The organism is Streptomyces sp. V2I9 (assembly GCF_030817475.1).
Lineage (GTDB): Bacteria > Actinomycetota > Actinomycetes > Streptomycetales > Streptomycetaceae > Streptomyces.
In genome coordinates, this window is the sequence record NZ_JAUSZJ010000002.1 from 1,050,436 (window position 1) to 1,072,694 (window position 22,259).

20 protein-coding genes and 2 pseudogenes are annotated in these 22,259 nt (G+C 73.0%); 6 read left to right on the forward strand and 16 right to left on the reverse strand.

The annotated features are described in order from the left end of the window. Nucleotides 1-333: 333 nt before the first annotated feature. Complete coding sequence (locus tag QFZ71_RS04695) at nucleotides 334-1,272, forward strand: ABC transporter substrate-binding protein (protein WP_307666982.1); 939 nt, start codon at nucleotides 334-336, stop codon at nucleotides 1,270-1,272. Between the two features lie 16 nt (nucleotides 1,273-1,288). Here the strand turns inward: QFZ71_RS04695 and QFZ71_RS04700 are convergent, their stop codons facing one another. Beyond that, on the reverse strand, nucleotides 1,289-2,503 hold the full coding sequence (locus tag QFZ71_RS04700) for a DUF5685 family protein (RefSeq protein WP_307671341.1): 1,215 nt from the start codon (nucleotides 2,501-2,503) through the stop codon (nucleotides 1,289-1,291). 309 nt (nucleotides 2,504-2,812) lie between these two features. Here QFZ71_RS04700 and QFZ71_RS04705 point away from each other — a divergent pair, with 309 nt between their 5' ends. After that, on the forward strand, nucleotides 2,813-3,256 hold the full coding sequence (locus QFZ71_RS04705) for a cell division protein SepF (protein WP_307666983.1): 444 nt from the start codon (nucleotides 2,813-2,815) through the stop codon (nucleotides 3,254-3,256). Nucleotides 3,257-3,325: 69 nt separating this feature from the next. On the opposite strand, the gene QFZ71_RS04710 is transcribed toward QFZ71_RS04705, so the two are convergent. After that, complete coding sequence (locus QFZ71_RS04710) at nucleotides 3,326-4,546, reverse strand: acyl-CoA dehydrogenase family protein (RefSeq protein WP_307666984.1); 1,221 nt, start codon at nucleotides 4,544-4,546, stop codon at nucleotides 3,326-3,328. Between the two features lie 102 nt (nucleotides 4,547-4,648). Next, a pseudogene (locus tag QFZ71_RS04715) lies at nucleotides 4,649-6,383 on the reverse strand (MFS transporter). 504 nt (nucleotides 6,384-6,887) lie between these two features. On the opposite strand from QFZ71_RS04715, the gene QFZ71_RS04720 reads away from it, so the two are divergent. Continuing rightward, complete coding sequence (locus QFZ71_RS04720; RefSeq protein WP_307666985.1) at nucleotides 6,888-7,907, forward strand: phosphatase PAP2 family protein; 1,020 nt, start codon at nucleotides 6,888-6,890, stop codon at nucleotides 7,905-7,907. Between the two features lie 100 nt (nucleotides 7,908-8,007). On the opposite strand, the gene QFZ71_RS04725 is transcribed toward QFZ71_RS04720, so the two are convergent. The 3 genes from QFZ71_RS04725 to QFZ71_RS04735 all read right to left on the reverse strand — a co-directional run bounded on the left by QFZ71_RS04725 (nucleotide 8,008) and on the right by QFZ71_RS04735 (nucleotide 10,689). Beyond that, nucleotides 8,008-8,223 (reverse strand): I78 family peptidase inhibitor, encoded by a 216-nt coding sequence (locus QFZ71_RS04725; RefSeq protein WP_307666986.1) that lies wholly within the window; start codon nucleotides 8,221-8,223, stop codon nucleotides 8,008-8,010. 361 nt (nucleotides 8,224-8,584) lie between these two features. Beyond that, on the reverse strand, nucleotides 8,585-9,409 hold the full coding sequence (locus QFZ71_RS04730) for a transferase (RefSeq protein WP_307666987.1): 825 nt from the start codon (nucleotides 9,407-9,409) through the stop codon (nucleotides 8,585-8,587). Continuing rightward, nucleotides 9,406-10,689: a glycosyltransferase family 4 protein gene (locus QFZ71_RS04735; protein WP_307666988.1), complete on the reverse strand. Its 1,284-nt coding sequence runs from the start codon at nucleotides 10,687-10,689 to the stop codon at nucleotides 9,406-9,408. The genes QFZ71_RS04730 and QFZ71_RS04735 overlap by 4 nt, the downstream gene beginning before the upstream one ends. 508 nt (nucleotides 10,690-11,197) lie before the next feature. Here QFZ71_RS04735 and QFZ71_RS04740 point away from each other — a divergent pair. Both QFZ71_RS04740 and QFZ71_RS04745 read left to right on the forward strand, forming a co-directional pair. Further along, nucleotides 11,198-11,980 (forward strand): hypothetical protein, encoded by a 783-nt coding sequence (locus QFZ71_RS04740; RefSeq protein WP_307666989.1) that lies wholly within the window; start codon nucleotides 11,198-11,200, stop codon nucleotides 11,978-11,980. Between the two features lie 137 nt (nucleotides 11,981-12,117). Continuing rightward, complete coding sequence (locus tag QFZ71_RS04745) at nucleotides 12,118-12,447, forward strand: hypothetical protein (protein ID WP_307666990.1); 330 nt, start codon at nucleotides 12,118-12,120, stop codon at nucleotides 12,445-12,447. Between the two features lie 96 nt (nucleotides 12,448-12,543). Here the strand turns inward: QFZ71_RS04745 and der are convergent, their stop codons facing one another. The 5 genes from der to aroH all read right to left on the reverse strand — a co-directional run bounded on the left by der (nucleotide 12,544) and on the right by aroH (nucleotide 17,031). Continuing rightward, nucleotides 12,544-14,019 carry a ribosome biogenesis GTPase Der gene (gene der, locus QFZ71_RS04750; protein WP_307666991.1) on the reverse strand — a complete coding sequence of 492 codons (1,476 nt, stop codon included), beginning with the start codon at nucleotides 14,017-14,019 and terminating at the stop codon, nucleotides 12,544-12,546. A 73-nt stretch (nucleotides 14,020-14,092) separates the two neighbouring features. Beyond that, nucleotides 14,093-14,749, reverse strand: coding sequence for a 1-acyl-sn-glycerol-3-phosphate acyltransferase (locus QFZ71_RS04755; RefSeq protein WP_307666992.1), 657 nt, complete (start codon nucleotides 14,747-14,749; stop codon nucleotides 14,093-14,095). Further along, on the reverse strand, nucleotides 14,746-15,441 hold the full coding sequence (gene cmk / locus QFZ71_RS04760) for a (d)CMP kinase (protein WP_307666993.1): 696 nt from the start codon (nucleotides 15,439-15,441) through the stop codon (nucleotides 14,746-14,748). The genes QFZ71_RS04755 and cmk overlap by 4 nt, the downstream gene beginning before the upstream one ends. 145 nt (nucleotides 15,442-15,586) lie before the next feature. Beyond that, nucleotides 15,587-16,672, reverse strand: coding sequence for a prephenate dehydrogenase (locus QFZ71_RS04765; RefSeq protein WP_307666994.1), 1,086 nt, complete (start codon nucleotides 16,670-16,672; stop codon nucleotides 15,587-15,589). Beyond that, the gene (gene aroH / locus QFZ71_RS04770) at nucleotides 16,669-17,031 is read right to left on the reverse strand and encodes a chorismate mutase (RefSeq protein ID WP_307666995.1); all 363 of its coding nucleotides are present in this window, start codon (nucleotides 17,029-17,031) and stop codon (nucleotides 16,669-16,671) included. The genes QFZ71_RS04765 and aroH overlap by 4 nt, the downstream gene beginning before the upstream one ends. Nucleotides 17,032-17,169: 138 nt before the next feature. On the opposite strand from aroH, the gene QFZ71_RS04775 reads away from it, so the two are divergent. Further along, entirely contained in the window at nucleotides 17,170-17,883 is a 714-nt protein-coding gene (locus QFZ71_RS04775) for a DNA polymerase beta superfamily protein (RefSeq protein WP_307666996.1), read from the forward strand. Here QFZ71_RS04775 and QFZ71_RS04780 read toward each other — a convergent pair. The 5 genes and pseudogenes from QFZ71_RS04780 to pnuC form a co-directional block, all read right to left on the reverse strand. After that, nucleotides 17,873-18,655: a DNA polymerase beta superfamily protein gene (locus tag QFZ71_RS04780; protein WP_307666997.1), complete on the reverse strand. Its 783-nt coding sequence runs from the start codon at nucleotides 18,653-18,655 to the stop codon at nucleotides 17,873-17,875. The two genes, QFZ71_RS04775 and QFZ71_RS04780, sit on opposite strands and share 11 nt — an antisense overlap. Before the next feature lie 3 nt (nucleotides 18,656-18,658). Beyond that, nucleotides 18,659-19,684, reverse strand: a complete 1,026-nt coding sequence (locus tag QFZ71_RS04785; RefSeq protein ID WP_307666998.1) for an ADP-ribosylglycohydrolase family protein — start codon at nucleotides 19,682-19,684, stop codon at nucleotides 18,659-18,661. Beyond that, on the reverse strand, nucleotides 19,681-20,448 hold the full coding sequence (locus QFZ71_RS04790) for an NUDIX domain-containing protein (protein WP_307666999.1): 768 nt from the start codon (nucleotides 20,446-20,448) through the stop codon (nucleotides 19,681-19,683). The genes QFZ71_RS04785 and QFZ71_RS04790 overlap by 4 nt, the downstream gene beginning before the upstream one ends. Continuing rightward, nucleotides 20,445-21,525 (reverse strand): annotated as a pseudogene (locus tag QFZ71_RS04795) (AAA family ATPase). Before QFZ71_RS04795 ends, QFZ71_RS04790 begins: the two are co-directional and overlap by 4 nt. Beyond that, complete coding sequence (gene pnuC, locus QFZ71_RS04800; RefSeq protein ID WP_307667001.1) at nucleotides 21,522-22,178, reverse strand: nicotinamide riboside transporter PnuC; 657 nt, start codon at nucleotides 22,176-22,178, stop codon at nucleotides 21,522-21,524. The pseudogene QFZ71_RS04795 and the gene pnuC overlap by 4 nt, the downstream one beginning before the upstream one ends. Between the last annotated feature and the right edge of the window lie 81 nt (nucleotides 22,179-22,259).

Here is a 22,259-nt window from a genome sequence, read left to right on the forward strand (position 1 = left end):
CCGCTCCCACATCGACTTCGGTCGTGTGTGGTCCTCCTCCTGTTGAGCCGACCCCACTGCTGTCCGGTTCCTCCCTGCTCACGCCGCTTCTCCTCCGGCGTTCGAGCCCCGTTTCCCGCGTGACTTCACCTTCACCACACAGCGTCGCCCTCCCCTCGCCCTGACGTGCCCTTCCTCGGCCTGCGTTGCCGTTGCCCCCGCCTCGCCCCGTCGATCCTTCCTTCCCTCCCCGGCCGATGTTCCACCGCTCTCCGGGCCGCCACGGCTCCGTGCCGTGCCACCGTGCCGGGAGGGGTGGCCGGCCTCTCCCGACGAACCCGGAGAAGCACCGCCATGTCCCGATCCCGGCATACCGCCCTGTTCGCGTTCATCACCGCCGCCGCCCTCACGCTCACCGCCTGCGCCGAGCCGACCGGCACGGCGGGCGGCCGATCCGGCGGGACCGCCGCCGAAGGGAGGGTGCCGAAGACGGACGTGGTCTCGGCGGTCCGCAAGGACGAGGCCGCCGCGCGACTGCTGCCCGCCGGGGTGCGCGAGGCGGGCACGCTGCGGATCGCCTCGTCCGTGGGCGCCCCGCCCAGCGCCTTCTACCGGGAGGACGGCTCCACCCCGGTCGGCGCCGACATCGACTTCGCGGACGCGGCGGCGCGGGTGCTCGGGGTGACACTGGAGCGCGAGGTGGCGTCCTTCGAGGCGATCCTGCCGGCGCTCGGCAGCGGCAAGTACGACCTGGGCACCGGGAACTTCGGCGTCACCGACGAACGCCGGGGGACCATCGACTTCGTGACGTACATCAACGATGGGCAGGGCTTCGCGGTCCGCGAGGACAGCACGCTCCAGGAGGTCACCGACCTCACCCAGCTGTGCGGTCTGAACGTGGCCACCGCGGCGGGCACCACGTTCGAGGTGACGCTCCAGGAGAACCGGCCCCGGTGCGCGGCGGCGGGCAGGAAGCCCTACGAGGTGAAGACCTACGCCGACCCGGCGGCCATCTGGATATCGCTCCAGCAGAAGCGCAGCGATGTGGTGATGTCCACCATCAACGGGCTGCGGTACGCGGTGACCCAGCAGGAGGGGCTGCGCTTCCTCAACGAGTTCAAGCGGCTCGACGTGGGCTTCGCCTTCAAGAAGGGCACTCCGCTCGCCCCCGCCTTCCGGGCCGCGGTCAACCGGCTCAAGGAGGACGGGACGTACGACCGCATCCTGAAGAAGTGGGGCACCTCCGGGTCCGCGATCGAGACCTCGCGGATCTCGCCGCCCGAGCTGAAATGATCCGGGGCCTGTCGGCTCAGCAGTCGCAGCCGCAGGACTCTCCGCAACAGCAGCAGCCCTCGCCGCACTGGCTGCAGCAGTCGCACGCCTCGCAGCAGTCACCGCAGTTGCCGCAGGGCGCCTCCCGCCGCTCCCGGCTCCAGGGGTCCTCGTAGCTCCCGCAGCACATCTGGCAGGTGCAGGCGAGCCCGGCCCAGACGAGGCACCCGGCGATCAGCCCGCGCCGGTCGCGGGGCGGCTGCGGCGGGGGCGGCGGGGAGCCCGGACCGCCGGGGGCGTACGGGGTGCCGGGCGGTGCCCCGTACGGATTGCCCGGCGGGGGCCCGAAGGAACCGTCCGGCGTCAGCAGCCCCGAGCTCTCCTGGTGGGAGCAGGAGGAGGTGCCGAACGCGCGGTCGACCGAACGGCGCAGTTCGTGGGCGAGCAGCACGTGGACGAGCCGGGCGTCGGCGAACTCCACCTCGCGCAGCGCGAGCCGTACGCCGTGCAGCGCGTCGTCGCAGAGCCGGCGCGCCTCGGCGAGCGGAGTGCCGGTGGCCGTCAGCGGGTTCCAGGCGCCTGACGCCGCGTCGGCCTCCCGGTCCTCGACGGCGTCCAGCAGATGGGCGAGCCGGCCGAAGAGCCGGCCCGCCTCCGCGAGCGGCGCGGCGTTCTGCGGCTTCCCGGCGAGGACCGCCGTGTGCGCGAAGGCGGCGGCGGTGGCGGTCTCGGTGGGTTCGGTGACCGTCAGCAGCGGGGTGCCGGGACCGGCGAGCGTCTCGATGCCGGTCTGCCGGTCCACCGCGTCGACCAGGAGGGCGGTGTCGAAGCCCAGGGCGGCTCCCGTCCTGGCTCCGGCCCGGTCCCACCCGGCCGCCACCCGGCGCGCGGCGGCGGCGACCGGGCGGCGGGCCAACAGCCCGTCCCGGTCGGCGACGTGGTCGCGGACCTTGGCCGACGCGAGGACGAGCGAGACGGCGGCGGCGAGCCGGGCCCCCTCCCCCCGCGCCACCGGCGCGGTGCGCATGGCGCGCAACGGACAGGGGCCCGCGGTGCGCCGGCCCGCGGGTGTCCGGCCCGCCTGAGCCTCCGTCAGGACAGAGACGATCAGACCGTCATAGTTCGTCACAATACGGGCGAACTGTCCGTGATCCGCCCTCAGGGCCAGGCAGAGACCGCAGAGATGAGCCATCCATTCGGTCCTGAGTCCTTCGGTGAGCCGGTGGGTACAGGGCCTGACGATTCCGAACACGACGTTCCCCCGTGAGCCGTTCAGCCGGTGCGCGACGCTCGCGTACCGGAGCGCCATGCATCGTATCGAGCCATCCGTTCACCCGTCCGTCGGCAGGATCACCCGTACGGGCCGAAGCATCATATTTTCTTTTCGCAACCCCCCTGATGCAGGACGAACCCTGACGAATCGCCACATCCTCTGCACCAGTCGCGTCACGAATCGCCTGCGAGCCGACTATCTACTTGGCGCGGTATCCGCATCATGGACGACCATAGGGATACGAAAGAGATGCGGAACACGACAGAACCGCGGTGAGAGGAGGCATCCATGGGATCGGTGCGCAAGGCAAGTGCCTGGCTGGGCCTCGTGGAGGACAACGACGAGCGGTACTACGACGACGAGTACAACGAGGGTCCGGAGACGGGTGCGGGCAACCAGGCCTGGGTCACCGACCCGCGGGTGCAGGTGGCCGCGGAGGCCGCCCAGGAGCAGGACCGCCGGATCGCGACGGTGACCCCGGACAGCTTCCGGGACGCGCGGGCCATCGGCGAGCTGTTCCGGGACGGCGTCCCGGTGATCGTCAACCTCACGGCCATGGACCCCGCCGACGCCAAGCGCGTGGTGGACTTCGCCGCCGGGCTGATCTTCGGTCTGCGCGGCTCGATCGACCGGGTGGCCACCCGCGTCTTCCTGCTCTCCCCCGCCGACACCCAGGTGGTGGCGGGCGAAGCCGCCGGCCGCAAGGCCGACGGCTTCTTCAACCAGAGCTGAGCAGGGCGCTCGCCGGAAGGGGGTCCGGTCAACGCCGCCGGCCGGCGCGTGCGTTCCGGCGCACCTCCGTCACCGGAAGGCGTCGAGACCGGTGAGCGCCTTGCCCAGGACCAACTGGTGCATCTCCACGGTCCCCTCGTAGGTGAGCACCGACTCCAGGTTGGTCGCGTGCCGCATCACCGGGTACTCCAGCGAGATCCCGTTGGCCCCGAGGATCGTGCGCGCGGTGCGGCAGATCTCGATCGCCTCCCGCACGTTGTTGAGCTTGCCGAAGCTGACCTGTTCCGGCCGGAGCGTCCCCGCGTCCATCCGGCGGCCGAGGTGGTGGGCGAGCAGGATTCCCTTGTGCAGCTCCAGCGCCATGTCCGCCAGCTTGGCCTGGGTGAGCTGGAAACCGCCGATCGGCCGCCCGAACTGCTCCCGGACCCGCGCGTAGTCGAGGGCCGACTCGAAGCTGGCGCGCGCCGCGCCCATGGCCCCCCAGACGATGCCGTACCGCGCGTGGCTCAGACAGCTCAGCGGGCCGCGCAGCCCTTTCGCCTCCGGCAGTACCGCGTCGCCCGGCAGCCGCACCTCGTCCATGACCAGTTCGCTGGTGACCGAGGCCCGCAGCGACCACTTGTGCCGGATCTCCGGGGCCGAGAAGCCGGGGGCGTCGGTCGGCACGACGAACCCCCGGATGCCCCGGCCGTCCTCCCCCTCGTCGGTCTGCGCCCAGACGACGGCGACCCCGGCGACCGAACCGTTGGTGATCCACATCTTGCGGCCGGTGAGCACCCAGTCCGCACCGTCGCGCTTGGCGTACGCGCGCATCCCGGCCGGGTCCGAGCCGTGGTCGGGCTCGGTCAGGCCGAAGCAGCCGATGATCTCGCCGGCCGCCATGCCGGGCAGCCAGCGCCGCTTCTGCTCCTCGGAGCCGTAGCGGTGGATCGCGTACATGGCGAGCGATCCCTGTACGGAGACGAGCGAGCGGATGCCGGAGTCGGCGGCCTCCAGCTCCAGACAGGCCAGCCCGTACTGGACGGCGCTCGCCCCTGCGCAGCCGTACCCGTCCAGGGACATGCCGAGCGCGCCCAGTGCGCCGAGTTCGCGGGCCAGCTCCCGGATGCCGGGCAGCTCGCCCTTTTCGTACCACTCGGCGATGTGCGGCAGGACGCGGTCGGCGGCCCAGGTGCGGACGGTGTCGCGGACAGCGAGGTCGTCGGGGCCGAGCAGGTCGTCGATGCCGAGGGGATCCGTGGCGTCGAACGGCGGGAGTTTCGACGGTTTCGCGGACTCGGTGCTGGACATGAGGGTGCCTCCGGCGGCTCGCACGGTGCTCGGAGGGACCGGGTGACGCCCGCCCTCCGAAAACTAGCAGTGGTAGTCAGGGCGTCGTGCTGACGTTACGGCTCAGTGTGCCGCTCGTCCAGAGCCGGTCGCCTCGGCCGGTTCGCGGCGCGCGGGCACCATCGGGCGCGGGAGCGGGCGGCCCGGTCCGGGCGCTCGGACGGCTCCGGAGGCCCGGCATCCGGCTTCCGCGGCCTCGTGGCCCTCGGCTCCGGCTTCCGCGGCCTCGGGGCACGCCGGCGCCGCCTCCTTCGCCGGGCAGTCCATGGCCCTCGGCAACCGCAGCGCGGCCAGCGCGCCGAGCAGCAGCAGGGCGGCGCTGACGAAGAGCGTGAGGTGGAGGCCGTCGACGAAGGCGTGCCGGGCGGTGGAGCGCAGCAGGTCGCCCATCGGCCCGCCCAGGCGGGCGGCCACCTGGTACGCCTCGCCCAGCGAGTGGGACGCCGCCGCTCCGGCGTCGGCGGGGACGCCCTTCTCGTGCAGGGAGGCGAGACCCGGAGCGTACGCGGCGTTCATGACACTGCCGAGCAGGGCGATGCCGAGGCCCGCGCCCAGTTGGTAGGAGGTCTCGCCTATCGCCGCCGCACCGCCCGCCCGCTCCGGCGGGGCGTCGCTCAGCATCGATTCGTACGCCCCGAAGAGCGTGGTCTGCAGTCCGAAGCCGAGCAGGACGAAGCCGCAGGTCAGCAGGGCGGGCCGGTCGTGCTGTCCCATCGAGGTGAGGAGCAGCACCGAGGCGGCGGTCAGGACGAAGCCCCAGCCGACCATCCGGCGGGGTCCGACGCGGCGCAGGGTGTACGAGCCGGTGGCGCCCGCCGCCATCGCCGCGAAGGTCAGCGGCAGCAGCCGCAGGCCGGTCTCCAGCGGGCTGAGGCCCAGCACCAGCTGGAGGTACTGGACGGCGATGAGCTGGAGGCCGACCAGCGCCAGCATGGCGAGCACGATGCAGCCGACGGCGGTGGAGAAGGCCGGGCGGGCGAACATCGTCACGTCGATCAGGGGGTGGCTGCGGCGTTTCTGGCGGCGTACGAAGAGGATCAGGAGCGTCAGCCCGAGGGTCAGCGGGACCAGCGCGACCGGGTCCAGGAGGCCCGTGCCGCCGCCCAGCCGCTTGACGCCCAGAACGACGCCGAGCACCCCGGCGGCGGCCATCAGCGCGCCCAGCACGTCCCACGGGCCGTCGCCGCCGCCGCGCGACTCGGGCAGCAGCCAGCGGCCCAGCGGCAGGATCACGGCCATCAGCGGGATGTTGATCAGAAAGACCGAGCCCCACCAGAAGTGCTCGACCAGGAAGCCGCCGACGACCGGCCCGGTGGCCGCGCCGACCGCGGCGACGGCGGTCCACACGCCGATGGCGAGCGCCCGCTCGCGGCGGTCGGGGAAGACCTGGCGCACGATCGACAGCGTCGCCGGCATGATCATCGCGCCGCCGACGCCGAGCAGGGCGCGGGCCGCTATGAGGACGGCGGGCGTGTCCGCCCGTCGCGGCGACCGCGGAGGCCGCGCCGAACAGCGCGTAGCCCAGGAGCAGCACGCGTCGCCTGCCGACCCGGTCACCGAGGGTGCCGAAGAGGATGAGGAGCGAGGCGCAGACGAGGGGGTAGGCGTCGACGATCCACAGGAGGGCGGTGCCGCTCGGGCGGAGGTCCTCGGTGAGGGAGGGGACGGCGACGTGGAGCACGGTCGCGTCGAGCGCGACGACCAGGAGACTGAGGCAGAGGACCACGAGGACGACCCAGCGGTTGGCGCCGTCGGCGGCCTGGCGCAGCCGTCCCGCGGCCGTGGTCGTCCCGGACATCTCCGTACCTCCCGATGGTTCCTCGCGCTCGGCGGGCCGGCGGCGACGCGGGGCGCGCGTCCCTCGGGCCCGGCATCGACGGGCGAGTGAAGCGCCAGCGTACGCGAGTTCGGTGTGGTCACACGTGGTGCACGTCATACCCCGGCCCGCGGCACAGTGTGGCGTACGCCATGCCGGGTCCGATCGGGGGCTCCCCTCCCCCGGAGCCGGGGGCCGCCCCCGGCGCGGGCCGGCCGGGGGACGCGGGCGTCGGCGCGACCGAGGGTGCCTCACTCGAATGGCGGTATCAATGCCGGAAATCCAGATGCGGCCCTATTCCGAGAGATCAAACATACGGACGAACGGAACGGACGGGGAATCCGCCGAACAGGCGGAACCAAGATCACTCGGATTCTTCCCCGGCCCGGAAAAGAAGCCGTTGCGAGACGAAGTCCACATCACATCGTCATCACAAAGCGGCCGGTTCGGCCTGCTCCCACACTCACTCGCTGTAACGTCGATTGGGTGCGTACCGACATCTTTGCCCGGCTGGACCGGGAGCCGGAACCGCCGAAGATAGAGGCGCCGCGGATGAGCCGTCACCGCATCGCCCTCTTCGGCGGAACGCTGGCGTTCTATGTCGCCATCGTCTGGGCGGTGCTGATCACGTCCTGGCTGGTGGCTCTGGACTGGAAGGTCATGCTGTTCCGGCCCTACCAGCAGTGGCCGGAGCTGCACGCCTTCCTCGACTACTACGTCGTGCTCGGCCAGCGCGGCCCCACGGCGGTGATGGTCGCCTGCTGGCTGGGCTGGCGCTCCTGGCGTCAGCACACGCTGCGACCGCTGCTGGTCCTCGGCACGTCCCTGCTGCTGCTCAATGTGACGGTGGGCGCGGTCAAGCTGGGACTCGGGCGGCTCGGCCCGCACTACGCGACGCAGATCGGCTCGGCCGAGATGTTCGCCGGCGGGGATATATTTCCCTCCGGGCACACCGCGAACGCTGTCGTGACCTGGGGAATCCTCGCCTACCTGGCCACCACGCCACGCGCCAGACGCTATCTGTCGGCCGTCTCCGCGACGGTCTCGCTGGGCGTCGGCCTGACCACGGTCTACATCGGTACGCACTGGCTCAGCGATGTCCTGCTGGGCTGGGCGGCCGGGCTGCTCATCCTGCTGGCGCTGCCGTGGTTCGAGCCGCTGATCGCCCGGACCGAGGCATGGATCTTCGCGCTGCGCGAACGGTGGCGGGAACGCCGCGGCGGGGGCCGACCGGCCCCCGTGGCCGATGCCGGGCCGCAGCCGGTGCTGCTGCCGCAGTCGATGGCCACCGAGGGCCTCACCGCCGAGGCGGTGGTGACCGCCCCGCCGGAGCCGGTCCCGTCCGCCGGGCACGCGGGTACGGGCGTCCGGGCGCGGGCCCACACCGGGCACCCCGCGCGGCCGGGCGGCATGCCGGTCGCCCCGGCGGGCGTCCGCCGCCCGCCGCCGCACACCGACCGGGGCCCGCGCCCCGGCAGCACGGCGCGCCCGATGACCGGCGGCTGACCCCGCCTCCTACTCCGTACGCCGAAAGGCTCCGACGCCTCCTCGCGTACGCCGAAGGCCCCGACCGCGGTCGGGGCCTTCGGCGTTCCGGGACCGGTGCTCAGCCCACCCAGCAGCGCGTCACGGTGCCGTCCTCGACCTGGAAGTTGATGCGGCCGTGCCGGAACTCCATGGTGAGGAACGTGCCCGGCGGGACCGCCCGGACCGTGTCCCAGCCGTGGCTCCTGGCCTGCTGTTCGGCCGTGCCGGCGGCGAGGCCGACGTACGCCTCGGTGTCGTCGTCGGGCTGTGCCGGAGGGGTCGGTAGAGATGCCATGCCTTCACCGTAGGCGGCCCCGGACCGCGAAGGAAGGGCGGGCCGGGCGGGCCTGCCGTCGCATCGCCACGTGCCGGGGCGGTCACGCTTGTGTCACAGGATCCCCACACGCCGATACGCGATTCCATTCATCGGAACGGGCCGGTCGAAACCCTCCACCCGCAATAGCGGGCCCCGTCGTTCAGGTGTCCGAAAGAGTGCGCGCATCCTGTCGGAATCACGGGGATGACCTGCCCCCTTTTCCCTCTTCGCAGGGTGCCGCCCGAGCGGCCGCGCCATGGGGAATTTCCCTCTTCTCCCACCGCCCTTTCCCTGCCGCACATTTCCCCCACGGACCCTGCGGCGATCGGCGGAGGTGTTCTCACCCGCTCGCCGGAGCGGGCTCCAGCCGGAGGCAGAGATCGTTGTCGGCGGTGTAGCACGGGGTGGCCAGCACGCCGGGGGCCGCCGGGACGCTCGGGTAGACGAAGGACTTGTGACGGGACCACACGTCGTCGAGAATCCGCGAGATCCGCACCCGCTCCCCGCCCGCAGCCGGGACCAGCCAGAGCTGCCAGAGCTGCGTCTCGGGAACCGGCCCGGCGGCCGGCGGAGCGTAGGGCAGGGTGAAGGCGAAGGCTCCGGTGGCCCCGTCCGCCAGGGTGATCGGGACCGTGTGCACCCGCGCCGGGTCCCCCGGCAGCCGGGCCTGCACGGCAGCCCCCTCCTCCGCGGTGATCCCGTACAGCACCCCCTCGACCGTCATGCCGTCCGGACCGGCGACGACGGCCCCCGCCTCGGCGTGCGGGGCGCGGACCCAGCAGCGCAGCGCGAGGCGGCCGTCGGCGGTCGGGTAGGGCACCCGCGCGGTGATGCCCGGAGCGCCGGTGTCCGGGCTGCGGTCCACGAGGGCCCGCAGGTCCCGCAGCCCCGGCTCCACGCTCCGCGCCCGCTCGGCGCCCGGCTCCTCGACGTAGGCGTCCCAGCGCCCCTCCGCGAGGAGGGCGGAGGCAGGGAGCACCGCCCGCGACCGGCCGGGGCCGAAGCCGCTGAGCGGTATGCGCACCGTGCCGCCCGGTCCGGCGCCCGCCGCGCCCCGGCGGCGCAGGAGCAGCGTGGCCGCGGCGGCGACCGGGGTGGTCAGGTGGAAGGTGAGCGTTCCGCCCGGATCGGCGGCGCAGTCGGCCCGTACGGCGGTGGGGCTCATGAGGTCCTCCCCTTGCGGAGCACGTCGGCGGCCTTGTAGCGCAGGGCGTAGGCCCCGTCGAGGACGCCGCCGCGGGTGCGGTGCAGCGCGGTGCGCAGGGCGCTGTGCCCGCGCCCCCGCGCGCCGCGGGCGACGAGTTCGGAGAACAGGTTCTCGTGGCGTTCGGCGATCGTCACCGGGTCGAAGCGGGCCGAGGCGGTCAGCGCGGCCGCGCCCATCCGGTGGCGCAGTGCGTCGTCCTCGATCAGCTGGAGCAGCGCGACGGCCACGGCCTCCGGGTCGCCGACCGGTACGAGACGACCGTCGACTCCGTCCTCGACGATCTCGGCCGGGCCGTGCGGGCAGTCGGTGGCGACGACCGGCAGACCGCCGCGCATCGCCTCGACGATGGTCATGCCGAAGGACTCGCGGTCCGAGGTGACGGCGGCGATCGACCCCTTGGGCCACTCCGCCTCCATGGGGTTGGCCGAGCCCATCAGGAACACGTGGTTGTGCAGGCCGAGTTCGTCGATGAGGGTGCGCAGCGCGGCCTGTTCGTCGCCGGTCGCGTCCCCGCCGCCGTAGATGCGCAGCCGCCAGTCGGGGCGGGCCGCGGAGACCCGGGCGAAGGAGCGCACCAGAAGGTCGTAGCGCTTGACCCGGTGCAGCCGGCCCGCCGCGACGACCCACTTCAGGTCGCCGCCGGCGGGCGGACAGGCGGGCTCGGGAACGGCGTTGGGGATGGCCTCGATCCGCACGCCCGGCAGCTTCAGCCGGGCGCGGTAGTCGTCCGCGTCGGCGCGGGTGACGGTGGTGAGCGCGTCGAGCATCGTGTAGCGGTGCGCGATCTCGCGGCGCAGCCGGTAGCCGTGGCTGTCGAGGGTCAGGTGCTCCTGTCCGACGCGCACCGGCCCGCGCCGGGTCTGGCGGCTGAGGTGGACGTTGAGGCCGGGGCGGGTACCGACGACGACGTCCGCCTCGGTGGTCCTCAGGTGCGCGGCGATGCGGGCGTCGGTGAGCCGGCTGTACTGCTTGTGCCGGCTGTCGCCGCGCGGGAAGACCGCGGCGGGCCGGGCGTGGTCGGGGTCGCCGCCGTCGTAGGTCGCGCTCTTCTTCCGCAGGTCCACGAGGTGGCGCAGGGTCACGCCCTCGGGCGCGCCGAGGACGGGGGCGTCACGGTGCCGGAAGACGGACACGATCTCGACGTCGTGCCGCTCCGCGAGCGTACGGGCGAGCGTGAACGTCGTCCGGATGGTCCCCCCGATTCCGTAGGCATTGTGCAGAAGGAAAGAAATATGCATGGTGTGGCTGATTCCCCTGTCGACCGGCCCTTGTCAGAACTGTTCTTCCCGGCGGCTTTCCCGTCCGAAATGCACCGGGAAATACCGGAGCATCCGCGCTTTCCCCCGCAGCATCCCCGCTCCGCCACCGGACCGCCGTTGACCTGCGGCTTCCGGAAGGAATGAATCCGGTTGTCCGCAGGACCCGAAAGTAGCGGGACCGCACGCGCGGGCCGCTGCCGCGATGAACGGGTCGCCTGTCCGCCACCCGTTCGCCGACACTTCCCCCGAGCTTGACGTAGGAAAATGCCGGGGGGTTGCCTGCTCCTCGGCAAAAACATTCCGGGCCCTCCCGCCGGCCGGACGACGGCCGCACGGGTATCGACAGCTCGATGTAGCGATGTGTCGACCCTGACCGGTCGTTTCGCACTTCCGTCCGCCCGGTGCGTGACTCCGGCCACGGATCCCGCGTTGTCCTCGGTATGAGCCGGGAACCGCCCGGCCCACGCACCGAGTTCGAGGAGCCCCCGTGCCGCGCATGCTCGACGTCAGCCAGGACGTACGCGCCGAGATCGGCGACGACGAAGCCGACCGGCTGCTCGTCGGCGACAACGCCCCGGGCAGTTACGACTGCACCTCCTGCCGCACCCCCGGCGACTCCGACCAGGAACGCACCAGCACGGTGCTGTTCGTCGGCGACGAGACCGCCGTCCTCGCGTTCGCCCACGCGACGTGCATCCCCTCGCAGGTCGTCAGGGTGGCCGAGGACCAGCTCCAGGGCGCGGTGCGCAGCATCACCGGCAGCGAGCGGACGAACACGGAGGGGCTCATGCCCGAACAGGCCGTCCTCGGCATCACCAGCGGACTCGTCCTCATCGAGGACGATCTGCGCCCGGCCCTGGTCGTCGAACCGACCGGTCCGGTCGCCCGGCCCGGCACCGACGGCAGCGGGGGCGACGAGTTCCTCCAGCTCCTGCTGGAGCAGGGCTTCCGCCCGGCCCCCGACATGAACCGGCTGCCGGAGATCCTGCCGGGCTGGTCCGTGCTGCTGGCGGTGGGGCAGCTCCACGCCGTGCTGCAGCCGAGCGCGGGCGGCGGCAACCCGGTCGCCTGGTGGCAGGCCCACCAGCCGCTCCAGGTGACCGAGGGCTGGCGCAGCGCGGTCAACAAGTCGCAGACGGTCCTCGTCTACGCCGCCCCGGCCGGCACCATCGGCCAGCAGCCGCGCGAGGACCTCCTGCGGGACGCCCTGGAGAAGGCCGCGGTGAACGGCGTCCTGGTCGCCGCGGCGATGCCGCTGGCCGGGACCTGACCGTGTCCGGCACGCTCCGCCGCTCCCGCCGTGCGGCGTTTTCTCCGGCGGGGCCGCATCCGACGGGCGGCGAGGTCGTTGGCACCTACGTGCACTCATACGACTCCTCCCGCCAGCATCAGAGTCAGATCCCTGCCATGCGTCCCGCGCAGGATCCGTCGGGGGGCGTGTCCCCCACCCCGATCTACGACGCGCTGTACTCCGAGTACCGGCGCTCGTTCCGGGCGTTGCCGGGCGATCGGAGCGGCGAGGAACATTTCTCCTTCCCGGCGTTCAACGCTGGCCTCTTCGCCACCAGGGCCCCGCTGAGCGGCCACCCCGTCCCCTCCGTCCACGGCGGCCAGGGCGGAAGCGGCGGGCAGAGCCGGCACGGCGGCGGCCTCGGCTCCTGGCAGCGGGTCGGCCGTCACGCGGGACGCCCCCGGCCGGCGGCACTGCCTCCGGGGCCGGGGTCGCGGGATTCCTGAGGTCCGGTCGGGGCCCGACGGCCCGGACCGTACGGCGAAGCCCCGGTCCGCTCTCGTGGAAAACGAGAGCGGACCGGGGCTTCGCCGTGGGCGCGGCTACTTGCCAGTGTTGCGCCCGCGCTTCTCGCGGACCCGTACGGAGATGTGGATCGGGGTGCCCTCGAAGCCGAACTCCTCGCGCAGACGGCGCTCGATGAAGCGGCGGTAGCCGTGCTCCAGGAAGCCGGAGGCGAAGAGGACGAAGCGCGGGGGCTTGGTGCCGGCCTGGGTTCCGAAGAGGATGCGGGGCTGCTTGCCGCCGCGGATCGGGTGCGGGTGGGCGGCGACGACCTCACCGAGGAAGGCGTTCAGCCGGCCGGTGGGCACGCGGGTCTCCCAGCCCTCGATCGCGGTCTCGATCGCCGGGACCAGCTTCTCCATGTGGCGGCCGGTGACGGCCGAGACGTTGACGCGCGGGGCCCAGGAGATCTGCGCCAGCTCCGTCTCGATCTCGCGCTCCAGGTAGTAGCGGCGCTCCTCGTCGAGGGTGTCCCACTTGTTGAAGGCGACGACGATGGCCCGCCCGGCCTCCACGGCCATGGTGACGATGCGCTGGTCCTGGACGCTGATCGACTCGCTGGAGTCGATCAGGATGACGGCGACCTCGGCCTTCTCCACGGCGGCGGCCGTACGCAGCGAGGCGTAGTAGTCCGCGCCCTCCTGGAGGTGGACGCGGCGGCGGATACCGGCCGTGTCGATGAACTTCCAGGTGATGCCGCCGAGGTTGATCAGCTCGTCGACCGGGTCGCGGGTGGTGCCCGCCAGCTCGTTCACGACGACCCGGTCCTCGCCGGCGACCTTGTTCAGCAGGGAGGACTTGCCGACGTTCGGGCGTCCGATCAGGGCGATCCGGCGGGGTCCGCCGAGCGCCGTGCCGAACTTCTGGGCCGGGGCGTTCGGCAGGGCCTCCAGGACGGCGTCCAGCATGTCGCCGGTGCCGCGGCCGTGGAGCGAGGAGACCGGGTAGGGCTCGCCGAGGCCGAGGGACCACAGCGCGGTGGCGTCGGCCTCGCCGCTCTGGCCGTCGACCTTGTTGGCGCACAGGACGACGGGCTTGCCGGCCCGGCGCAGCAGCTTGACGACGGCCTCGTCGGTGTCGGTGGCGCCGACCGTCGAGTCCACGACGAAGACGACCGCGTCGGCCGTCTCGATGGCGTACTCGGCCTGGGCGGCGACCGAGGCGTCGAGGCCCAGCACGTCCTGCTCCCAGCCGCCGGTGTCGACGACCTTGAAGCGGCGCCCGGCCCATTCGGCCTCGTAGCTGACGCGGTCGCGGGTGACGCCGGGCTTGTCCTGCACGACGGCCTCGCGGCGGCCGATGATCCGGTTCACCAGGGTCGACTTGCCGACATTGGGGCGGCCGACGACGGCGAGCACGGGGAGTGGGCCGTGACCGGCCTCGTCGAGGGCGCCCTCGACGTCCTCCGGGTCGAAGCCTTCCTGCGCGGCGAGCTCCATGAACTCCGCGTACTCGGCATCGCCAAGTTCTCCGTGCTCGTGGCCCGAGCCGTCGGAGTGAATCTGGTCGTTCATGAAGTCCGTTCCTCTTTGCATCATCGATGGACCGCGATCGGTGCGGCCCACTACTCAGGTACTCAAGTCTCGCCTATCGCCCGGTGAGGCGCTTGGCGGTTTCCAGGTGGGCGGTGAGCTTCGCCTGGATCCGCAGGGTCGCCTCGTCCAGCGCCTTGCGCGTACGCCGCCCGTCGCCGGCGCTCGCGTCGAACGCGTCACCGAAGACGACGTCGACCCGGCTGCGCAGCGGGGGCAGCCCTTGTATCAGCCGTCCGCGGCGCTCGGTGCTTCCCAGGACCGCCACGGGCACGATCGGGGCCCGCCCGCGCACCGCGAAGTACGCGAGTCCGGCGCGCAGCGAGGCGAAGTCGCCCTCGCCGCGGGTGCCCTCCGGGAAGATGCCGAGCGCCCCGCCCTCCGCCAGGACGCCCAGGGCGTGGCTGATGGCGGTGCGGTCGACGGTCGTCCGGTCCACCTCGATCTGCCCGATCCCGTGCAGGAAGGGGTCGAGGGGACCGACGAACGCCTCCTTCTTGATCAGGAAGTGCACCGGCCGGGGCGCGGTGCCCATCAGCATCGGGCCGTCGATGTTGTGGGAGTGGTTCACCGCGAGGATGACGGGTCCGGCGGCGGGCACCCGCCAGGCGCCGAGGACGCGGGGCTTCCACAGCCCGTACATCAGGCCGATGCCGATGGTCCGCCCGACGGCCGCTCCGCGGAGCGTGGGCGCGCCCGTGGCATCGCTCACGCGGCGACCCGCTTCCCCTCGACGAGGGTGACGACGCACTCGATGACCTGCTGGAGGGTCAGCTCGGTGGTGTCCACCTCGACGGCGTCGTCCGCCTTGGCGAGCGGGGAGGTCTTGCGGCCGGAGTCGGCGGCGTCCCGCTTGATCAGGGCCTCACGGGTGGCGGTCAGGTCGGAGCCCTTGACCTCGCCGCTGCGGCGGGCGGCGCGGGCCTCCGGTGAGGCGGTGAGGAAGATCTTGAGGTCGGCGTCGGGCAGCACGGTGGTGCCGATGTCCCGGCCCTCGACGACGATGCCGCCGGTCGCGGCGGCCGCGATGGAGCGCTGGAGCGCGGTGATGAGCGTACGCACCTCGGGGACCGCGCTGACGGCGCTGACCTTGGAGGTGACCTCCTGGGTGCGGATCGGCCCGGAGGCGTCCACGCCGTCGACGGTGATCGTCGGAGCGGTGGGGTCGGTGCCGGAGACGATCACGGGCTTGCCGGCGGCGGTGGCGATCGCCTCCGGGTCGCTGACGTCGACGCCGTTGGTCAGCATCCACCAGGTGATGGCCCGGTACTGCGCGCCCGTGTCCAGGTAGCTCAGGCCGAGCTCGGCGGCGACGGCCTTCGAGGTGCTCGACTTGCCGGTGCCCGAGGGCCCGTCGATGGCGACGATCACGGAGGAGCGTGCGGTTTCCACGGTGGTGGACACCTTCCTGGTACACGGGGCGGGGACGTACGGGCCCGGAAGCGGCCTCGTACCAGGTTACCGAGTGCCGGGCGCGGCCTTGTACCCCGTACGGCTCAGGCGGACCGTCCGGGCGCGGGCGGCCGTGTCCGGACCGGCGGGGGCGGGCTCAGCCACGGATCGGCCAGCCCCGTTCCCGGAGGGCCGCGCCGAGGACCGGGGCGGCGCTGGGCTCGACCATGATCTGGACGAGGCCCGCCTGCTGGGCGGTGGCGTGCTCGATGCGGACGTCCTCGATGTTGACCCCGGCCCGGCCCGCGTCGGCGAAGATCGCGGCCAGCTCGCCCGGCTTGTCGCCGATGAGGACGGCGACGGTCTCGTACGCGGTGGGGGCCGCGCCGTGCTTGCCGGGGACCCGGGCCCGGCCGGCGTTGCCGCGGCGCAGGACGTCCTCGATGGCGTGGGCGCCCGCGCTCCGCTTCCCCTCGTCGGCGGAGCCGAGCCCGCGCAGCGCGGTCACGGTCTCCTCCAGGTCGGCGGCCACCCCGGCCAGGACGTCCGCGACCGGGCCGGGGTTGGCGGACAGGATCTCCACCCACATCCGGGGGTCGGAGGCGGCGATCCGGGTGACGTCGCGGATGCCCTGGCCGCAGAGGCGCACGGCGGTCTCGTCGGCCTCCTCCAGCCGGGCGGCGACCATGGAGGAGATCAGCTGCGGGGTGTGCGAGACGAGGGCCACGGCCCGGTCGTGGGCGTCGGCGTCCATGACGACGGGGACGGCCCCGCACAGGGCGACCAGCTCCAGCGCGAGGTTGAGCACCTCGGTGTCGGTGTTCCGGGTCGGGGTGAGGACCCAGGGGCGGCCCTCGAAGAGGTCGGCGGTGGCGGCGAGCGGGCCGGAGCGCTCCTTGCCGGCCATCGGGTGCGTGCCGATGTACGCGGAGAGGTCGAGGCCGAGCGCCTCCAGCTGGCGGCGCGGGCCGCCCTTGACGCTGGCGACGTCCAGGTAGCCGCGGGCCGCCCCGTCGCGCAGGGCGGCGGCGAGGGCGGCGGCGGTGTGCGCGGGCGGCACCGCGATCACGGCCAGGTCGACCGGCCCGTCGGGCGCCTCGTCCGTACCGGCCCCGAGCGCGGCGGCGGTGCGGGCGGCGCCGGGGTCGTGGTCGGCGAGGTGGACGTGGACGCCGCGGCCGGCCAGCGCGAGGGCGGCGGAGGTGCCGACGAGCCCGGTTCCGATGACGAGGGCGGTTCTCACTGGGCGATGTCCTTGCGCAGGGCGGCGGTGGCGCCGAGGTGGACGTGGCCGATCTCGGCGCGCGAGAGGTAGGTCTCGACGTGGACGAGGATACGGACGACGCGGGGCATGGCTCCCTCGACGTCCGGCTCCTGGGCGCAGATCAGCGGGACGTCGACGATGCCGAGGCCGCGGGCGGCGGCGGCCGGGAAGTCGCTGCGGAGGTCGGGGGTGGCGGTGAACCAGATGCTGATCAGGTCGTCGGCGACGAGTCCGTTGCGCTCCAGCACGGCGGTCAGCAGCTCACCGACCCGCCGGGCCATGTGCCCGGCCTCGTCCTCGTCCAGCTGGACGGCCCCCCGGATCGCTCGTACCGCCACGTCGTGCTCCTCGTTCCTCGCCCGTTTGTCCGCGCGCCGCCCGGCGGCCGCTCGTTCCACCCTAGATCGGCCGGGGCGGAGCCGGTCACGGCGTTCCGTCCGTGAGACGGGCGGGGGCGTGCGGGTAGCCTCACGGCCATGATCAGCGCTGCCGACGAGGCACTCGTACGCGACCACACGGTCTACGCCTGCGTGATGGGCTCGCGCGCGTTCGGTCTGGCGACCGAGGACAGCGATACGGACCGGCGCGGCGTCTTCCTCGCGCCCACCCCGCTGTTCTGGCGCTTCGACAAGCCGCCGACGCATGTCGAGGGGCCGGCCCCCGAGCAGTTCTCCTGGGAGCTGGAACGCTTCTGCGAACTGGCCCTGCGGGCCAACCCGAATGTGCTGGAGTGCCTGCACTCCCCGCTCGTGGAGTCCGTGGACGGCACCGGCCGCGAGCTGCTGGCGCTGCGCGGGGCGTTCCTGTCCCGGCTCGCGCACGGCACGTTCGTCCGGTACGCGCTGGGGCAGCGGCGGAAGCTGGAGGCCGATGTGCGGGTCCACGGCGCACCGCGCTGGAAGCACGCGATGCATCTGCTGCGGCTGCTGGCGAGCAGCCGGGACCTGCTGCGCACGGGTGAGCTGCGCATCGACGTCGGTGAGGACCGGGAGGCGCTGCTGGCGGTGAAGCGGGGCGAGGTCTCCTGGCCGGAGGTGGAGCGCCGGATGGACCGCCTCGGCGCGGAGAACGACGAGGCGGCGGCCCGCTCGCCCCTGCCGCCGGAGCCGGACCGGGCGGCGGTGGAGGACTTCCTCGTACGGGCCCGGCGGGCGTCGGCGGCGCGGGAGGCCTCGGCGGTCAGCTCGTGAGCCTGGCCCGTACGACAAGGTCGTGCAGGTCCTCCCGGGCCGTCACCGCGTCCGGCAGCCGGGAGTCGGCCCGCGCCTCGTCCAGGACGCGGTGCAGTTCGGTGACGTCCCGGGCGACCGCCTCTCCGTCCAGACCCGTCGCCGCGCTGTGTTCGGCCTCCGCCTTGGCGGCTATCAGGTCCGGCAGGTAGGCGGGGGCGTCGATCTCCGTGAGCAGAGTGGGCAGGTGGGCGCTCACCTCGCCCGAGCGCATGAGGTGGATGCCGGTGAGCAGGGCCCGGAAGGTGTAGAGCAGCGGCTTGAGCTCGCCGGTGTTCCCGTACAGCCGCCACTGCGTCCCGGCGAAGCCCCGGTAGTGGTGGGCGTGGTTGCGGGTGAGGACGCCGGGGGCGAGCGCGGTCAGCTGTGTGTGGAGCGGGCTCGTGTGCACCACCAGCGGGGAGAGCAGCTGTTCCAGGACGTAGCCGTTGGGCCGAAGCATCAGGCGGACGAACTTGCGCAGGTCGTGGGTGACCAGGTCCAGTTCCACACCGTCGCGCTCCCACATCCGGGTGCGGGTCTCCTCCGGCTCGCGCAGTCCCACCAGATCCTCGGCGGGCAGGACGTGGACCCCCCGCAGGTCCACGTCCGAGTCCCGCGACGGGAAGCCGTACAGATGGGCGCCGGAGACCGTGGCGAAGGCCAGGTGGCCGGGGGTGTGGGCGAGATCCGGGCGCAGGTCGGTGACCGGGAGTCCGGCCCGCGCCAGACGCGCTTCGGTGGCGGTGATCATGGCTCAAGCGTCCCAGAGCGCCGCCAGGGAGAGCAGGTCGCTGCGGTACTCGATGCGCTCGGACCATTCCTTGGGCCAGGCCGCCGCGCCCAGGTGCGCCCCGGCGAGCGCTCCGGTCAGGCAGGCGATGGAGTCGGAGTCGCCGCGGGTGCAGGCGGCCCGGCGCAGGGCGGTCACGGGTTCCTCGGGGAAGAGCAGGAAGCAGTGCAGGGCGGTGGCGAGGGCCTCCTCGGCGATCCAGCCGTCCCCGGTCCGCTCGCACGGGTCGGTCTCGGGTGACGGGTCGCGGAGCGCGTCCCGGACGGTCTCCAGGGCCGCCAGGCACTCGTCCCAGCCGCGCTGGATGTACTCCCCCGGTGTCGCGTCGCCCGCGTGGCGCCACAGGTCGCCGAGCCAGCGGGTGTGGTAGCGGCCCCGGTTCTCCACGGCGTAGCTGCGCAGCTGCCCGATCAGACCGAGGGGTTCGCCGCCCTGGGCGAGCAGGAACACCGCGCGGGCCAGCAGGTCGGAGGCGGCCAGGGCGGTGGGGTGGCCGTGGGTGAGGGCGGCCTGGAGCTGGGCGGCGCCGGCGCGCTGCTCCGTGCTCAGGCCGGGGATCAGGCCGACGGGGGCGACGCGCATGTTGGCGCCGCAGCCCTTGGAGTGGAGCTGGCTGGCCTGCTGCCAGATCCGGGTGTGTTCGAGCAGCCGGCAGGCGGTGAGGCAGGTGTTGCCGGGGGCGCGGTTGTTGTCCGGCGAGTGGTACCAGGCGACGAACTCGGCGCTGACCGGGCCCACCATCCGCTCGGGGGTGAGGAGTCCGCTGTCCATGGCGGTCCGGATGCCCCGGCCCAGCGCGATCGTCATCTGGGTGTCGTCGGAGACGACGGCGGGCGTCAGGAGGGGAAGCTGCCGCCAGGGGCCGAACGTGGCGAGGATCGAGGGTACGTCGTTGAACTCGGTGGGGAAGCCCAGGGCGTCGCCGAGCGCGAGCCCGGTGAGGACACCGGTCGCGGCCTGCTTGGTGAGGGGCGGGGTGGCGAGGGTCATCGGTCGTGTCCTTCCGTTCCGGAGGAGGGGGCGGCATCGGTGCGCTGCGGGCGCAGCAGCGGCGGGTGCAGAGTGGTGGCGTCGCCCGCCCGGTGGAGTGCGGCCGGTTTGCCCCGGCCGCCGGTGCGGCGCGGCGGGCCATCGACGGCCTGGACGAAGCCGGGTGCGTTCAGGACCTTGCGCCGGAAGTTGGGGCGGTCCAGCTCGACGCCCCACACGGTCTCGTAGACCTGCTGGAGCTCGCCGAGGGTGAACTCGGGGGGGCAGAACGCGGTGGCGAGGCAGGTGTACTCGAGCTTGGCGCCGATCCGGTCGCGGGCGTCCGCGAGGATCCGGTCGTGGTCGAAGGCCAGGGGACCGGTGGTGTCCGCGTCCCACCACCGGGCGGACGCCGCGTCGCCGCCGCCGCGCGGTTCGGGCAGGTCCGGCAGGAGGGCGGCGTACGCGACGGAGACGACCCGCATCCTCGGGTCGCGGTCCGGGGCGGTGTAGGTCCGCAGCTGTTCGAGGTGGAAGGCGCCGACCGAATCCGGGCCGAGGCCGGTCTCCTCCGCGAGTTCCCTGCGGGCGGCGTCCTCCGCGGACTCGCGGGGCAGGAGGAAGCCGCCGGGCAGCGCCCACCGCCCCTGGAAGGGCTCCTGGCCGCGTTCGACGAGCAGCACGTGCAGCCGGGCTTCGCGGACGGTGAAGACCGCGAGGTCGACGGTGACGGCGAACGGGGCGTAGGCGTACGGGTCGTAGCCCCCGGGGGTGGGGTCGCTCATCGTTTCTCCGGGAGGGGTGCGGCGAAGTTCCAGCCGGTGGCGAGGAGTTCGTCGACAGCGGCGACGGCGGCGGCGAGCCTCACCTCGTGCGGGCCGGTCATCTCGACGAACCGCCCGCCCCGTGCGGGTGAGTTCGGCGCGGAAGCGGTCGGTCATCCAGGGGCGGAGCTCCTCGCCGTCACGCAGCCCGTCGTCCTCGAAGGCGACGCCCTCGTGGTCGGTGAGGAGCCAGAGGTGGTGGCCGGTCCGGTCCGCGATCTCCTCGACGAGCGGGTTGCGGCCGCCGACGTACCGCTCGTGCCAGACGGTGGTGGCGAAGGAGTCGGTGTCGCAGAAGAGGACCGGGGAGCCGGCGCGGGCGGCGGTCTCCTCGCGGTCGTTCTGGGTCTCGGCGATGAGCGGGAAGTCGTCGGTGGTGAAGGCGACGTCCTCCCAGGCGGCCCCCGGCCACCGCTCGCGCAGGGCGGCGAGCTTGTGCTCGCTGTACTCGCGCCCGTACTCGGCCACGTACCCCGTACGCGCCCACACCCCGCCGCGCGCCCGGTAGTGGGCGGCGAGCGCCCGCGCCAGGGTGGTGGTGCCGGTGGACTCCGCGCCGAGGACGACGACCCGGCGGGTCAGGGCGGCCCGTACGGGCGGCTGGAGGAAGTCCCAGCAGCCGACGGGGTCCGCGCGCACGGCGGTGCCGGATACCGGGAAGAGGGTGCGGTCCGGGTCGACGAGGACGGAGTCCGCGCCGAAGCGGCGGCCCAGCTCCTCCCCGTACGCCTCCGAGGTGAAGACCGCGTCCACCCGTTCGGGCACGGCGGCGGTGAAGACGGCCATGTGCGCGTCCCAGACGGCCGGGTCGGTCACGTCCATGTGCGTGTCGTCGACCGCGCCGACCACCGTGACGTCGGGGTGGACCTCGCGCATCCAGGCGACCCGGTCGGCGAGCGGGATCGACTCCACGGAAGCGGCGCAGACCAGGACGGTCAGCCGTTCGCAGCGGTCCAGGGCGGTGCGGACGAGGTGGTGGTGGCCGGCGTGCGGCGGGTAGAACTTGCCGAGGACCAGGCCGTGTCCGTAGCGCTTCACGCGGCGGCCACCTCCCGCGGCCGGGCATCGCGTGCGGTCAGGTCGCGGTGCCAGTTGCGCAGACCCGCCAGGCAGAGCGCGAGGAATCCGGCGTACAGCAGCGAGGTGAGGTACAGCCCCTTGTGGGCGTAGAGCGGGATGTAGACCACGTCGGCGGCGATCCACAGCCACCAGGATTCCAGCCGCTTGCGGCACTGCCCGTACGTGGCCATCAGCGACAGCGAGGTCGTCAGGGCGTCCCAGAACGGGACGGTGGAGTCGGTGGCACGGGAGAGCAGCAGGGTGATCGCCGCGGTCCCCACCGCCCCCGCCGCGAGCAGCCAGGCCCATTCGGCGCGGGTCGTTCTGCGCACCGGCAGGACGGACGCACCTGGTCCACCCCCGTGGGTCCAGGTCCACCAGCCGTACGCGGCGAGGGTGATGAAGACGATCTGGAGGCCGGCGTCGGCGTACAGACCGGACTGGGCGAACAGCAGGATGAAGAACAGGTTGTTGGCGATGCCGATCGGCCAGTTGGCGACGTGCTGGCGGGCGACGAGCCAGACGCACAGCGCCCCGCTGCCGAAGCCGAGCACCTCGGTCCAGCTGACCGGGGTGTCCAGGACCGTCACCAGGGGCTGTTGCAGGGGATCGAGTACGTCCGCGAGACTCACGCCCGCCTCCTTCTTTATAGTCACTCTGACTATAAAGGGTGGACGGGGAGCGCAAAAGGCCCGCGGCCGGTTCTGTTCGAA